Origin of the sequence: Paraburkholderia sp. RL17-383-BIF-A (assembly GCF_046028015.1) — a bacterium.
In the GTDB taxonomy this organism is placed as follows: Bacteria; Pseudomonadota; Gammaproteobacteria; order Burkholderiales; family Burkholderiaceae; genus Paraburkholderia.
Genome location: NZ_JARESR010000019.1, coordinates 1 through 14,557 on the forward strand (window position 1 = coordinate 1; position 14,557 = coordinate 14,557).

Annotated in this window: 10 protein-coding genes and 1 pseudogene; 9 read left to right on the forward strand and 2 right to left on the reverse strand. The window is 60.2% G+C overall.

All coding sequences use genetic code 11. The annotated features are described in order from the left end of the window. From P0D71_RS21275 to rpoD, 6 genes and pseudogenes are all read left to right on the forward strand, one after another. A pseudogene (locus P0D71_RS21275) lies at nucleotides 1-457 on the forward strand (hopanoid biosynthesis associated radical SAM protein HpnJ); the annotation flags it as partial. Next, nucleotides 454-1,305, forward strand: coding sequence for a hopanoid biosynthesis-associated protein HpnK (hpnK, locus tag P0D71_RS21280; RefSeq protein WP_408481969.1), 852 nt, complete (start codon nucleotides 454-456; stop codon nucleotides 1,303-1,305). The pseudogene P0D71_RS21275 and the gene hpnK, both read left to right, overlap by 4 nt. Next, nucleotides 1,302-2,267, forward strand: coding sequence for a lysylphosphatidylglycerol synthase domain-containing protein (locus tag P0D71_RS21285; RefSeq protein ID WP_408481971.1), 966 nt, complete (start codon nucleotides 1,302-1,304; stop codon nucleotides 2,265-2,267). Before hpnK ends, P0D71_RS21285 begins: the two co-directional genes overlap by 4 nt. A gap of 553 nt (nucleotides 2,268-2,820) precedes the next feature. Next, entirely contained in the window at nucleotides 2,821-3,123 is a 303-nt protein-coding gene (locus P0D71_RS21290; RefSeq protein ID WP_408186309.1) for a DUF4148 domain-containing protein, read from the forward strand. Nucleotides 3,124-3,402: 279 nt separating this feature from the next. After that, nucleotides 3,403-4,563 carry a porin gene (locus P0D71_RS21295; protein ID WP_408481972.1) on the forward strand — a complete coding sequence of 387 codons (1,161 nt, stop codon included), beginning with the start codon at nucleotides 3,403-3,405 and terminating at the stop codon, nucleotides 4,561-4,563. A gap of 303 nt (nucleotides 4,564-4,866) precedes the next feature. Beyond that, entirely contained in the window at nucleotides 4,867-6,720 is a 1,854-nt protein-coding gene (rpoD, locus tag P0D71_RS21300; RefSeq protein WP_408481974.1) for an RNA polymerase sigma factor RpoD, read from the forward strand. A gap of 164 nt (nucleotides 6,721-6,884) precedes the next feature. Here the strand turns inward: rpoD and P0D71_RS21305 are convergent, their stop codons facing one another. Next, nucleotides 6,885-7,214, reverse strand: coding sequence for a DUF4148 domain-containing protein (locus tag P0D71_RS21305; protein WP_408481976.1), 330 nt, complete (start codon nucleotides 7,212-7,214; stop codon nucleotides 6,885-6,887). A gap of 315 nt (nucleotides 7,215-7,529) precedes the next feature. Between P0D71_RS21305 and P0D71_RS21310 the strand changes: the two genes are divergently transcribed. Next, nucleotides 7,530-9,713, forward strand: coding sequence for an FUSC family protein (locus P0D71_RS21310; RefSeq protein ID WP_091806021.1), 2,184 nt, complete (start codon nucleotides 7,530-7,532; stop codon nucleotides 9,711-9,713). A 304-nt stretch (nucleotides 9,714-10,017) separates the two neighbouring features. Further along, nucleotides 10,018-11,154, forward strand: coding sequence for a porin (locus P0D71_RS21315; RefSeq protein WP_091806024.1), 1,137 nt, complete (start codon nucleotides 10,018-10,020; stop codon nucleotides 11,152-11,154). A gap of 49 nt (nucleotides 11,155-11,203) precedes the next feature. Here P0D71_RS21315 and P0D71_RS21320 read toward each other — a convergent pair whose 3' ends face one another. Next, nucleotides 11,204-11,863, reverse strand: coding sequence for a LemA family protein (locus P0D71_RS21320; protein WP_408481979.1), 660 nt, complete (start codon nucleotides 11,861-11,863; stop codon nucleotides 11,204-11,206). A 359-nt stretch (nucleotides 11,864-12,222) separates the two neighbouring features. On the opposite strand from P0D71_RS21320, the gene P0D71_RS21325 reads away from it, so the two are divergent. Beyond that, entirely contained in the window at nucleotides 12,223-14,352 is a 2,130-nt protein-coding gene (locus tag P0D71_RS21325; RefSeq protein WP_408481981.1) for an EAL domain-containing protein, read from the forward strand. Nucleotides 14,353-14,557: the final 205 nt, after the last annotated feature.

Sequence of the window (14,557 nt, forward strand, 5' to 3'; positions counted from 1 at the left end):
CGACATCGCGCGCCGTTTCAGCGAAGATTGCCGCAATCTCGGCATCAAGATTCACGGCACCTTCATTCTCGGTCTGCCCGGCGAGACGCAGGACACGATCCAGAAGACGATCGAATACGCCAAGGAGATCAATCCGCACACGATCCAGGTGTCGCTCGCCGCGCCGTATCCCGGCACCAGGCTTTACAACGAGGCCGTTGAAAACGGCTGGCTCGAAGAGAACAAGGTGATCAACCTCGTCAGCAAATCAGGCGTGCAGCTCGCGGCGATCGGCTATCCGCACCTGTCGCGCGACGAGATCTACCATCAGCTAGAAAACTTCTATAAGCGTTTCTATTTCCGGCCGTCGAAGATCTGGGAAATCCTGCGCGAGATGCTGACGAGCTGGGACATGATGAAGCGGCGCTTGCGTGAAGGCGTCGAATTCTTCCGTTTCCTGCGCGCGCACGAGGCATGAACGACACTGATCGCTTGCGTCAACGGATGCTGATTATCACGGCCGACGACTTCGGCTTGCATCCTCGCGTAAACGAAGCGGTTGAACTCGCCCACCGGCACGGCGTCTTGACCGCAGCGAGTCTGATGGTGGGCGCGCCTGCGGCCGAGGACGCAGTTGCGCGCGCCCGCTCGCTTCCCCAGCTGTGCGTCGGCTTGCATCTTGTCCTCGCCGATGGCACGGCTCTGCTGCCACGCGAGGTGATTCCCGCACTGGTGAACGCAGAAGGCCGGTTCGGCAGCAACATGGTGCGCGACGGCTTCCGCTTCTATTTTCTGCCACACGTTCGCGCACAGCTTGCTCTCGAAATTCGCGCGCAGTTCGCGGCGTTCGCGAAGACGGGCTTGCCACTCGATCATGTCAACACGCACAAGCATTTTCACCTGCATCCAACTGTGCTCTCGCTGATCATCGAGATCGGGCGCGACTTTGGAATGCGCGCGATGCGACTGCCGATCGAGCGCAATGCACCCCTCTGGTTGCGGCCATGGATGAGCCTGGTGCGCAGCCGGCTCGACCGCGCCGGCATCGCACACAACGACTATGTGGTCGGACTCGCGGACACCGGGCGCATGAGCGAATCGGCCTGGCTTGCCGCGCTCGAAGGGCTGCCGGGCGGTGTCGGCGAAATCTATTGTCACCCTGCCACATCGGGCGACGCTCCATTGACGCCCGGCATGCAGTCGTACCGTCACGCGGATGAACTCGACGCGCTGCTATCCCCGTGCGTGGCACAGGCGATCGGTGCCGCGCGTGCGACGCGGGGCGGTTTTGTCGATTTGCTCGCAAGGCGCGTGCAATCGACATGAAATGGCTGCGTTGGATAGGATTGCCGCTCGGCATTGCGATACTTATCGCGCTCGTATTGCATGAAGGTGCGGGCGATGTCATGCACGTCATCACTAAAGCCGGACTCGGGCTGCTGTGGTTGCTGCCGCTACACGCATTGCCATTGTTGCTCGACGCCTATGCGTGGTATCTGTTGCTGGGCAAGCGGGCCTCGTTGCCGTTTCTCTGGTGGGTCGCGACCGTGCGCGAGTCGGTCAGCCGATTGCTGCCGGTCGCGAGCATTGGCGGCGAATTCGTCGGAATCGGTCTAGCACGCTGGCGCATCCGGGACGCGAGCGCGGTCAGTGCGTCGGTCGTCGTCGAGGTGCTGGTCACGATGGCCGTGCAATACGCGTTTGCTGCGCTTGGGCTCGTACTGATCGCCATATCCACGCATCAAGTCAGCGCGATAAAGACGATCGGGCTCGCTTTGGCGCTCTCACTGCCGTTGCCGGTCCTGACGGCCGTACTCCTTCGTCGTGGCCGGCTATTTCACAGGATCGAGCGCTTCGCAGCGAGACTGTTGGGCCACGCGCACCCCTTGCTGCGCGATATCGACGGAAAGCGGCTCGATGCGGATATCGACGCACTGATGTCGCGCACGGGCCTGCTTCTGGGCGCTTTCCTCTGGCAATTCTCCGGCTACGTTGTGGGCGCGTTCGAAACATATTGGGCTCTGTCCATGCTGGGGCATCCGGTGTCGGTGAGCGGCGCGTTGGCAATCGAAGCTTTGACCCAAGCCGTGCGTCACGCGGCGTTCATGGTGCCGGCCGGTCTTGGTGTGCAGGAGGCAGCGGTCATGCTTCTCGCGCTGGTGGTCGGCGTGGATCGGGAGACAGCGCTATCGCTGGCACTCGTCAAGCGGGCACGCGAGGTAACATTCGGCTGCATTGCGCTTGTTTCATGGCAGGCGGCAGAAATCGTGCGCGGGCGCGTGAGGTGAATCGGAGCCGATGCCTTATCGGCTTCGATGTTTGTTACGGCAAATCAAGCCGCGCCGGCAGCACAGTACACACACAATCAAGGTAGAAAAGCATAGATGACGCAAACGCCAGTTCAGCCCGCTCCTTCACCTGATATGGGCGCACGCTCCGTTCAAGGAAGCGTCCCTGCGGAATGTGTCCTATGCGACTCACCCGATCTGACGTATGCGCACGAGGGTGACATGTGCGAATCGTTGTGCTTTTCCAGCAATGAGCAAGCGCGAACAGCGCAGATCGAGGCTGCGCTGGCGGCTATTGTCGTGTGCAAAGACTGTGGTTTTGTTTGGGCAGTGCGCTAGGTTCGGCCACCGCCTGGTCGTTGCCATGCCGCCGATACGACTTTGCATGGCACATGCAGCCACTATTGCGAACTTTGTCTGAAACAGCGCGTTTTCGGAAACAATACTTTCCAGGCGCGACGGTTACCGATTCGAGAGGACATGGATAGACTGCGGCAGCCAATAGCAACACTGGCTGTCGCTCAAACCATTACGTCCCACGAGGCCGTTCAACATGAAGTCTACGTTCCAACATGGCGTGCTCAGCGCGTTCGTCGCACTTGCCGCCGCTATTCCCGCACTCGCGTTCGCACAATCGACCACGCCTCTTACGCGTGCTCAGGTAAGAGCAGAACTGGTTGAACTGGAACTGGCAGGGTGGCACCCCGGCGCGGGCAGCGACCCGCATTACCCGGACGACATCCTTGCCGCGGAAGCAGTAGTGGCTGCGCGTCATGCTGCCGGCCGGACGAGCGCACAGGCCGGATATGGTGAAGATGACCAGGGTACGTCGGAGTCCGGAGGACCCCGAAAATAGCTGCTTGTTGCGAGCCAACGCGCAAGAACCGTGTTGTGCGTTCGGCAGCAACGACGCAAGCCGGTGGCTTGTCTCCCGATGATTCACCCCTCCAAACCAGGTTGTTGCGCAGGTTGGAAAGGACTCTTCCGCTTTCGCTGATACGCGAAGAAATTTGGATAACTTAACGTTTGGCATCGATCAATCGAATGGCTTCATGCGGTGGCGCGTGAAGGCGTTGCTGGTCGACAAAAAACGAAGGTATTCAAACCATTCAACGGAAGGGGATTGGCGGTGGTGATGAAACGAATCTGCGTGGCGATGTCCGCAATCACGCTTGCGACAGCCGCACATGCGCAAAGCAGCGTGACGCTTTACGGGAAGATTGAAGATGGTTTCAATTACACGACCAACGCGCGAGGGCATGACGCGTTCCAGATGCAAAGCGGGTATGACTACGGAAGCCGCTGGGGTCTGAAGGGAACCGAAGATCTCGGCGCTGGATATCACGCTGTGTTCCAGCTCGAAAGCGGCTTCGACGTGAACACCGGCAAGATGGGTCAAGGTGGCAGGGAGTTCGGCCGCCAGGCGTTCGTGGGCATTGCATCGGACCAGTACGGCACGTTGACCGTGGGGCGGCAATACGACCCGAGCGTCGACATGTTTTCGCCGATGACAGCGAACGGTAACTGGACGGGATATCTCTTCGCGCACCCTTACGACAACGACAACACCGACTATTCGTTCCGCGTCAACAACTCGATCAAATACGTTACGCCGACCATTCATGGTTTCACAGCCGAAGGCATGTACGCATTCAGCAATCAGGCGGGCGGGTTTTCGAATAACCGGCTGTATGGTTTCGGTGCGCAGTACCAGAACGGCGGCCTGCAGATCGGAGCCTCGTATCTCAAGCTGAATAATGCGAGTTCCGCCGTGGTTGCGCCCGCCAATTCGTCCGGAGCGGTGACCAGCGACAATACTTTCAACGCCCGGTCACAGCAGAACATCGGCATCGGCGTCAACTACACGATCGGAAAGGCGCTCGTCGGTCTCGCGTATTCGCATGTCGATGTTTATGATCCGACGGCCAATGCGTACTTCACGGGCACCACGCAGCCTGCTGGCGGCACATGGAACGCGTGGAAGTTCGATAACTTCGAAGTGAGCGGTCTGTATCACTTCACCCCCGCGCTTTATCTCGGCGCATGCTACACGTACACACAGGCGCGGCTTTCGTCGACGGTCGGGCAATTCGATCCCAAGTGGCATCAACTTAGTCTGAAGCTCAATTACGATCTGTCGTCGCGGACGTCTGTGTTTGCCGAGGGGGCGTATCAGCATGCGGTCAGTGCGAATACCGGTACTGACTTCGACTTCGCCAATATTCCAGGCTCGGCCGACGTATCGTCTGGACGTAACCAGATGGTCTATCGCGTTGCCTTGTTGCACATGTTCTAAGCCGCCAGTGTGAATTGGCCGGACCTCAAGTCCCCACCTTCGCCGCCGCCCTCGCCGGCGCCGGCGAAGGGTCTTCGTACATTGCGGTGGACCCCGGTACAGAACCATTGTTGTCCAATCTGGAACTGAGGTTCTTTCGATATCCGATTGATCTACCCGTACAAGACTTCTAGAATTTTTGCCTGAAGCACAAAGGCGCGAGCGCTCATCTGGCGCCGCGCCAGTGCGTCGGCGCCACCCAACGCATGCGGCTACGCGCGTCGACCTTGCTTGTGGAGGCATGCAGCCAGGATGGAGAAAGCGGTGCAAGTGTCGATGGAACAGGATTCAAGGGAAATACAGCTACGCGCGCTGATGAAGCTGGGCAAGGAGCGCGGTTTCCTGACCCACACGGAGATAGTCGACCACCTTCCGGATTGCGTCGCGGAGTCAGACGCCATTGAAGGCATCGTCAAGGCGTTCGGCGACATGGGTATTGCTGTGCGCGATACCGCTGCGGCCAGCGACACGCTTTTGCTGAACGACGCCGCCCAGCAATCGGCGCCCGACGATGTCGCCGAAGACGAAACGGCCACGGCGCTGACCATCGCCATATCCGAACCCGGACCGGCGGCCGACCCGATGCGCGCCTATTTGCGTGAAATGGGCGCAACCCCTCTCTTGACGCGCGAAGGCGAAATTGCCGTCGCGCGCCGTATCGAAGCTTGCTTGCGGGAGATGCTCGAGGTAATCGCCTCGCGTCCCGCCACGATCGAGGCGATCCTCGCGCGCGCGGATCGTGTTGCATCCGGCGAAATCGATATAGACGATCTGGTCGACGGAATCTTCGAGCCATGCGCCAATGAGGCGCTCCGGACAATGCAAGCTGGCGGGTCAGGGCAGGCCGACGACGGCATTGCATCCGATGAACCAGGCGCCACGGCCGAGGCCGACGAAGCCCGCATCGATCAATTGACGGCGAGTTGCAAGGCGATCTTTTCGCAGGCACGCGAACGGCTTGCCTTGTGGCGGGCAGCGGTGGCCGGAGGAATCAGCCAGCGCGATACGGCACAGGCCATGCTCGCGCTGATCGCATCCACAGTCGGACAGATTCGCTTCAGTGCGCGCACAATCGGCGAGCTCAGCGCCGAAGTCCGGCAGGCGGTCGAGGAGATTCGCGGCATCGAAAGAAACGTTTTGCGGCTCGCCGTGGATCAAAGCGGCATGCCGCGCGACGTGTTCGTTAGTACGTTCGTCGGAAGCGAAACGGATCCCGGCTGGCTTGCACGCGCGGCCGCCGCGGCACCGCTTTGCAGTGCGGCGTTGATGCGCTGCGCGCCTTCGATTCAAGGCCAGCAGGAAAAGCTGACCCGGATCGAGGCGCGCGAAGGCTTGTCGCTGCAGGAACTCAAGCGGATCAGCAAACGGATGAACGTGGCGGATCGCGCGCTTCAGGAAGCGCGCCGCGCGATGATCGAAGCCAATCTGCGGCTGGTCGTTTCGGTCGCAAAGAAATACGTACAGAGCGGCATGCCGTTGCTCGATCTGGTTCAGGAAGGCAACATCGGCTTGATGAAGGCAGTGGACCGCTTTGAGTACCGGCGTGGCTTCAAGTTCTCGACGTATGCCACCTGGTGGATTCGTCAGTCAGTTTCGCGAGCGATTGCGGACTATGGCCGCACGATACGAGTGCCGGTCCATATGGCGGACGCCATGCACCGCGTCAAGCGGGTGGCGGGCGAAATGCGTCAGGAAACGGGGCGGCAAGCCCGTTCCAGCGAACTCGCGGCGCGCCTGGGCATGAGCGAGGACAAGGTGCGCAACGTGCAGAAAGTCACGAGACAGCCGGTTTCGCTCGATATACCGATCGGCGAGGAGGCGGACACCACGCTTGGCGAAATGGTCGAAGATCCCTCCTCGCTCGCCCCGCTCGACGCCCTGCTGCAAGCCGATCTGCGTGTGGCTATCGACGCGGCGTTGGGTGTGCTGACGCCGCGCGAGGCGAAGGTGATCAAGCTACGCTTCGGCGTCGATGCGGTTTCCGAACACACACTGGAAGAACTCGGCGATCAGTTCGACGTGACCCGTGAAAGGGTTCGCCAGATACAGAACAAGGCATTGCAGAAACTGCGTCACTCCGACGGGATCAACACCTTGAAAGGCTATCTGGAGCATTGAGCCGTTTGGCATCCGGCTCGGTCGCGCTCATTTCGAACTATTCGTTTGGTTTTGGTGGCACGTAAATGAGCCGTTCGCCGCGAGTCGCAGTCATACGCGACCAGCAACGCTGGCGGCGCAGTGACCCTCGCGGCCCTGCGCCCTCCATTCCGCACGGTCTGTCCTTAATGCTTGGTGTAAAGCGACTGCCTGTCCAGGCTGGCCGCCGGAACCGCGGCGCGGCTCGTGCCTGTTGCCGAGGTGCCGACCGTCGAGCCGCCGTACGAGGCTGCCGAGGCCTTTTGTGCGGCGACCTTGGCTTCCGCGGCCTGGATGTCGGCGGGATACGTTGGATCTTCGCCGCGCGCCGGGTTGTAGCCGGCCTTTTCAAGTTCGACGAGTTCGGCGCGCACCTGGGCGCGCGTTACCGGCTGATCGGATTGTTGTGCAAACGAAATTGCCGGTGCCGCAAGAATGGCGCTGATAGCAACAACCGGGAAAAGCGACTTGAACATGACTGACCTCATCTGTGTTTGATTGATGTGACCCATTTTATAAAGGATGACGTAATAAATTAGCCGCCTCGGGTGGAATGGTCCCTTGGTGGATGAGGATAGATCGAGCGAGCCTGCTGATCTCTCCCGGGCCGTAAGCGGGTGAATGACGTGGGCCGCACGGGCGCATTGTTACCCTGGCGACAACGGAGGTTCCCTAAGAGCCCGCTTAATACGCGTATTTGGCGGTCCTAGAATGGACATTCTTCCCTTGGCGACGGACGAAGCCATGACGCGGTTCAATTCCGTAAAGGGCAACCACCGCCGCGTTTTCCTATGGACCTCCGATATTCACGTAGTCCCTCATTGAGCCAAAGAAACGAGGTTTCGCGCTGGCTGAGGCTGGCGAGAAAGGCGTCGTCCCATTGGGCGCTCAATGACGGTCTGATCTGGTTGCACCTGTTCAAGACGGTGGCGGCGGCGCTGCTGGCGCTCGGCATCGGGATGCTGCTCGACCTCCAGCAGCCGCGCACCGCAATGACGACGGTCTTCGTTCTGATGCAGCCCGTCAGCGGAATGGTGCTCGCGAAGAGTTTTTACCGGGTAATTGGCACGGCTGTCGGCACCGTGTTTGCGATTCTGCTCGCGGGCGTCTGCGTGCAGGACCCGGAGTTGTATCTGTTCGGGCTGACCTGCTGGATTGGGCTGTGCACAGCGGCGGCGGTTCGAAACCGGCACTTTCGGTGGTATGGCTTCGTGCTCGCCGGTTATACGGCGGCGCTGATCGGCGTCCCTGCGTTGATGCAGCCGAACACGATTTTTCTGGCCGCGCTGACACGCGCTGCTGAGGTATCGATCGGTATTCTGTGTTCGACCGCGGTAAGCGCGCTCGTCTTCCCGATCAAGGCGACGACCACTTTATTCCGCACGTTGAAGCGGCGAACCATCGAGTTCACGGATTTTGCAGCCGGCGTACTGTCGACGGCATCGTCGGCGGATATGTTCGAGAAGCGCTTTGCCGCACTCGTCGACGAGATCGTCGGATTCGAAGCGACCCGCACCTTCGCCTCGTACGAAGACCCCGACATGCGTGCCCGGGCGGCAAGGCTCGCGCGACTGAATAGCGACTTCATGAATGCGTGCGCCCGCCTGCATGCGCTGCACCAACTTCTCAAACGATTGCACAGCAGCGGCGCGGCAGAAACGATCGCCGCCATTTCCCCGTTTCTCGACGAACTATCCGTGTTGCTCGTGGATGTCGGAAAAAAGCTGCAAAAGGGGGAGGCCGACATGTCGGAGCTACTGGAGCGAATCAAGGGTTTCCAGAGCGGTCTCGCGCGGCGTGCGCGCGAAACGCAGCGGGAGATCGAACGGGTCGCGCCACGCTCCATGCTGGATTACGTCACCGCAATGGAGTTGGTTCACCGGTTCGCCGGCGAATTTCTGTCGTATTTCGACATTTACCTCTCGTTGGCCAATTCGCGCAAACATGCGCTTGACCGGTCGCGCGTACGGTACGAACCACAAACCAGTCCGTATGTTGTTGGACTCGCATTCGTTCGCACGGTATTGGCGGTCGGCGCCGCGAGCTGGTTCTGGATCGCTTCCGGCTGGCCGGGCGGCAGCTTTCTGGTGACGGGCGCGGCTATCACCTGCGCACTGAGTTCGACCTCGCCCGTGCCGCCGAAATTCACCTTGCAGATTGCAGCTGGAGCCGCGCTCTCGATTCTGTTCGGCTGCGTGTTCCTGTCTCACGTCTATCCGAACATCGATGGGTTTCCGCTCTTGTGCGCGGCGCTTCTGTTGCCGCTCGGCCTCGGTGCGTTCCTCACGGCGCGGCGGTCCACTGCGGCATACGGTGTCGGCTTCGCAGTGTTTTTCTGCTTGCTCGCCGGGCCCGACAATGTGATCGACTACGCTCCCGACGTTCTGATGAACAACGGATTGGCAATTCTCACGTCGATGCTGCTCTGCGCGATCGCGTTCGCGGTCATCTTTCCGCCTCAAATGCCCTGGCTCGTCGAGAAGATCAAGCGTCATTTGAGGGGGCAAGTCACAATGGCGTGCACCGCGCCACTGCCCGGACTCGACGGGCGCTTTCAGTCGAGCACTCACGACCTGATGTCGCAACTGCGCACGCTGCTCATTACGCAATCGCATCGACATCGCGACGCGTTGCAATGGATGCTCGCTACTCTCGAAGTGGGGCACGCGGCCATCGACCTGCGTGGCGAATTGCAACAGGCGAACGAAATGAGTGGCCGGACGACGAAGCCTCGCTGGCTCGCATCGATCGATCTGGCAGTGCGCGCGTTGCCGGTGCTGTTCGATCAACCCAATGCGAAGCATCTTAGAAGCGCGCTCGCGACCGTCAACGTGGCGATCAGCACGGCGCAGATCCGGCTGGAGGAGTTGACACCTCATACGGCGGAGCGCTATCGGATGCTGAGGATAATCGGTTGCCTGCATTTCGTTCGGACCGCACTACTGGATCGCGACGCGCCGTTTCCGCGCGACTGAGGGTGGGGACGCGTTGCGTATCGCCATTAGCGCTGTGTGGTGGAAGAGTGCTTTACACATTGGCACCTGTATGGGCGCGATAGTGCGGTGGTAAAAAGTCGAGCGCCATATTCGCTCAACAATCGAATGCCATTGAAATCAGGTCATGGAGACCACTGACCGGCATCGATACCAACCCTAGCGTTACTCAATGAACAATTACAGGCAAACGGCCAGAAGCCGAGCCATTGCGCTTTCCGCGCACTTCGGGGACAAACGCGGACACCGCTGCGGTGCGAGTCGTCACGCGCGGTTGCGAGTTGCTGTGGTTCTGGCTATCACGTCGCCATTCGTGCATGCGCAAGCTTCGTTGCGGCTGACAGGATCGATGGACGCCGGGATTGCGTACGTTAGCGATGCAGGCAACGCGTCGGGACATCGGTCGGCCTGGCAAGCGAAGAACGGCGACGTCAACATCAGCCGCTGGGCGCTGACGGGCGAAGAACCCATTACCAGCGACCTGAATGCGCTCTTTACGCTGACCAACGGCTTTTCCGTCATGACGGGCACAGCCGCGCAGCAGGGCCGGCTGTTCGGGTTCCAGTCGTTCGTCGGGCTGGCCTCGAAGCGTTCAGGGACGGTTACGTTAGGCCGTCAGTTCGACGCGGTGGTTCAATACGTCGAGCCTTTCGCACTCGGTGGGACCGCTTACGGCGGAACAGCCTTCGCGCATCCGTACGACAACGATAATCTGGATAACTATACGCGTACGAACAACTCGGTCAAATACTCGAGCCCGGAGTTTCACGGTTTGACTTTCGGCGGAACGTACGGCTTTTCAAACAAGGCCGGGGCTTTTGACGACAGCCGCGAGTACAGCCTGGGCGCCAGCTACCACTATGGCGGAATGCGCGTGGGCGCAGGTTACTTCCAGTTCAACCACGCTTCGAATCTCGCCACCGCCAACACGAATGGTGCTGAGCCGGCGGGTGCGCCTTTTAACGCCGACCGTCAACGAACGTATGCGGTGGGAGGAAACTACCGGTACGACAACGCACTCGTCGGACTCGTGCTGAGCGAGACGCGGCTCGACAACGCGACGTCGATCAACAACGTCGCCGACACGGCCATTTCGTTGCCACACGACGACATCCGTTTCGAGAACGCCGAAATCAACTTGCGCTATTTCATTACGCCGAAGTGGCATGTCTCGGCAAATTACGTGTTTACATACGGCCGCTTCGACACACCTACTGGCGTGCGCTATCCGAAATGGCACCAGCTTGGGCTGTTGAACACGTACTTCCTGTCACCGCGAACGGATGTGTACGCCGAAGCGTTATACCAGCGAGCGAACCAGTTGGAGGGAACGGGTATTCAGGGTGCCCAGATTTCTAATTTTTCTCGCGCCTCAGGGGCGAATCAATTCGTCGCTGCTGTCGGTTTGCGTCATCGCTTCTAACGCGACGCCGCTTGCCCATCGCCGGTGACATGTGGGGTGCCTTTGGCGGCTAGACGCGTAGAGCACCGCGCAGCTCCCGGAAATCGATGTGCGGCAGGCTCCCCGATGGTCGACGGTCTGCCACACTGAATACAGGTTTGTCGTGTTCGGCGCACAATTTTGCCGCGATGTTATGCGGGAACGTGTGCAATGCCGCATTGTAGATCTGGGCCGCTTCGTCGTAACGCGTGCGAGCGGCACCGATGCGTGTCGCCCAAAGGGCGAGGTTGCCCTGAAGCGCGCGGAACGTGGCGTCCGAATTGAGGCGCGGCTCGGATTCGGCTTCGACCATCAGCGCGGACACCGCTTCGGTAAGCTGCCTTTGCGCAACGTCGAAACGTTCGAATGCTATGGGACTATTTGCCAGCGCAGGCGTGGCCTCCATGGCAACGATCTGGGCGCGGGCACTCGCCACCGCCGCGAGTACGGACGTCCCGTGTTTCAGCTTGGCCTGTGCGATTACTGTCACCTGGTCGACGAGCCGGAGCCGCTGCGAATAGAGATCCAGCACCTCGCTTAATGATGCCTTGAGTTCGGCGTCGTTAGGCGGCGCAATATAGGTGCCGCAACCACCTGTTGCCAGAAGCGCAAAGGCAGCAGCCATGAAGCAAACCGTTTTCGTAAACGATCGGGTTGCCACATTGAACGCTGCGATCAGCGCCACTGTCATCGCGATTCCTTTCTGGTGACCAGGGGTTAAAGGAGTAGTCGCCGTGCGGCTTTGTCCCCATAACCCGCGACTTCGACCAGGTTAGACGAAGCGGCGCGGCTGAGTTTGACTACGATCAAGCGCGAGGCGCTGCATCGTTGAATATGGCTGAATATGGCGTTTGTCATGAGGGAATACGCCGATGCCCTATGATAGGGTTCACGTACATCCATTCATGCGATGCTGGGAATGCGGCCGTCTCATCGAAACCGCCTTGTTGGCGCCGGTGCTCGTCGCCGGATATGCGTCGCACTACCGACAGAAGAGACTGCAAGCTTATGGCGAATCCTGCGCAAAGCAGCGGCGCAATCAATCATTTGATGGATGACGAAGCGGATCTTTACGATCCAGCGCGCCGGCTCATTTTCACCGATCTGTTGAGCGCGATGACCGATCACGCCGCGCACATAGTGGACGCCTTTTATCTGAAACTGGCCGCACTGCCGAGGTCGAAAGCCATTCTCGAAGCGCTGTCGCCAGACGAACTGGAACACCTGAAAGCGAAGCAGCAGGACACGCTGTTGAAGATGGCGTCCCCCGATCTGACTGCACGGGAACATCGTGAAATGGCGTTGAGGGTGGGTCGCGTGCACGCGATTGTCGGCCTCGATCGCGAAGAACTGGTGCGCAGCAGGATCATCCTCTCGACTGAGATTCGTCGTTTGGTCGATACGGCGCAGCATAACGAGGCATTATCGCTGCTGGCGCGCCGGTTGACGCGCGATCTCGCCTTTCAGACCGAGGCCTATCAACAGGTCCAGGCGTCGCGGCAGCAGGTTCTCATGTCGCTCACACGTGTGGCGTGGGAGGCCGAAACTTATACCGAACTGATCGGCATCACGGTGAATCTCCTTAGCCGGCACGAAGAAGTCGCGGGATGTTCTGTTGGCCGCCCTGACTCACAGGGCGTGTTTCGGTTCGAGTCCGCGTCGGGCGGGGCGATCCGCACGTATGTTTCGCATGTCGAGGCCGGCAGCGAGCAGCAGATCACGACAGACCCGATGCAGCCGCAAGGGCAGGGGCCGGCAGGGCGCGCATGGCGCAGCGGCGAGGTGCACCGGGTTGTCGATATCGCAACGGATCCGAGCATGGAGCCCTGGCGGGAGCGCGCCGAAACAGCGGGTTTTCGCTCCAGCATTGCCATTCCGTTGCGGCAGCCCGGCAAGACGGCGAATGCCATTCTTTCGCTCTACAGCCCCTACCCGGGAGGCTATTCGTCTGAAGATCAGAGTGCGTTCCTTGCCATGCTCCAGAGTCTGCTGGGGCTGGCGATCGACAGGATCGAGAACTTCGAAGGTCGCACGCGCACCGTTCCCTATACGCAGCGGCAGCGCTGGACCGAGCTTCTCCACTCTGACGCGTTACTGATGTATTACCAGCCTTTGCTCGACATCAGGACGGGGGAGGTCACGAAGATCGAGGCACTCGCCCGCCTGCGTGACGGCGCACATGTTCTAAGTCCGGCCGCATTTTTTCCAGTCATGTCGTCGAACGACTTTTTCGACCTCTATGTCAGCGGCCTGAACCAGGCGCTCGCGCAAAGAAGTGTGTGGTTGGAGGACGGCATCGACCTTGCCGTCTCGATCAATCTGCCGCCCGCCGCACTCAGCGATGTCCGCTATTTCGCGGCGACGCAGCACGCGCTCACGCAGCACGGCTGCACACCGCATGTTCTCACGCTGGAGGTGCTGGAAACCGACGATCTGCCCGCGAGCAACGACGTTCTGCAGGCACTGAACCGCTTCAAGGCGCTGGGCGTGATTCTCGCGGAGGACGACCTGGGTTCCGGTCACAGCAGCCTGAATCGTCTGCGGCAGTTGCCGTTCGACTGGATCAAGATTGATCGCAACATCACGAACCTCGCAGACCAGGATGCCAATAGCGTATTGCGCTTTATCTATCAGTTGACGAGACTCGGCCACTCGCTCGGGAAGTCGGTGGTGGTCGAAGGTATCGAACACGTCGATCTGCTTGACGCGATCGGCATTCTGGGCGCGGATGCCGTGCAAGGCTACGCGATCGCTGAGCCGATGCCCGCCGACCAGCTGGCAAACTGGCTGGCGACGCGCCCAAGTACACCACGCACGCCACATGGCCTCGATCGCAACAGCGCATTCGTGAAGCTGGCGCAGTTGCTGATCTGGGAGGAGCGGCTGCATCTCGTGTCCGAGGACCGGCACGCATTGAGTCGGCTGGCAGACATCAGCAATACGGCGTCTGCGTCGAACGCCGGCGGCACGCTTCCGGAAGCGCCGCTCGCGTCCGCCTGTCAGATCTGCCCGTTCTCGACATTCTTCTCCGATATGGATTCGATCTTCCCTGCCGGATTCGCCGATCAATCCGCCAAGCGCGCATTTATCGATACCGCAATCAACCATGGACCGCGCAGTGAAGCTTACCTGCTCGCTAGGGACGCGGTCGTCGAAGCGATTCTTGCGACAGCGGCGTGAGCGGCCGGTTTCCCCGACCGCGCTCAGACAGTCAGCCGCTACCGTGCTGTCCACTGCTCCCACGCAAGCAGCGCATCAGCACACTGCTTCGGCGCCAGCAGAGAAAAACCCCTGCGCTCCCGATTCATCAAGGCCGATAGACGGCTAGCGCGATGGCATGCCTTGTGCTCTTTGTCTTGACGAGAAGAGCCGGATCGCTCTGCCT

Coding starts and splice junctions, on each gene's coding strand:
- P0D71_RS21305 (WP_408481976.1), bottom strand. CDS start 7,214: ATGTTCAAGTCGCTTTTCCCGGTTGTTGCTATCAGCGCCATTCTTGCG.
- P0D71_RS21320 (WP_408481979.1), bottom strand. CDS start 11,863: ATGACAGTGGCGCTGATCGCAGCGTTCAATGTGGCAACCCGATCGTTT.
- P0D71_RS21325 (WP_408481981.1), top strand. CDS start 12,223: ATGGATGACGAAGCGGATCTTTACGATCCAGCGCGCCGGCTCATTTTC.
- P0D71_RS21295 (WP_408481972.1), top strand. CDS start 3,403: ATGAAACGAATCTGCGTGGCGATGTCCGCAATCACGCTTGCGACAGCC.
- P0D71_RS21290 (WP_408186309.1), top strand. CDS start 2,821: ATGAAGTCTACGTTCCAACATGGCGTGCTCAGCGCGTTCGTCGCACTT.
- P0D71_RS21310 (WP_091806021.1), top strand. CDS start 7,530: ATGGACCTCCGATATTCACGTAGTCCCTCATTGAGCCAAAGAAACGAG.
- P0D71_RS21285 (WP_408481971.1), top strand. CDS start 1,302: ATGAAATGGCTGCGTTGGATAGGATTGCCGCTCGGCATTGCGATACTT.
- hpnK (WP_408481969.1), top strand. CDS start 454: ATGAACGACACTGATCGCTTGCGTCAACGGATGCTGATTATCACGGCC.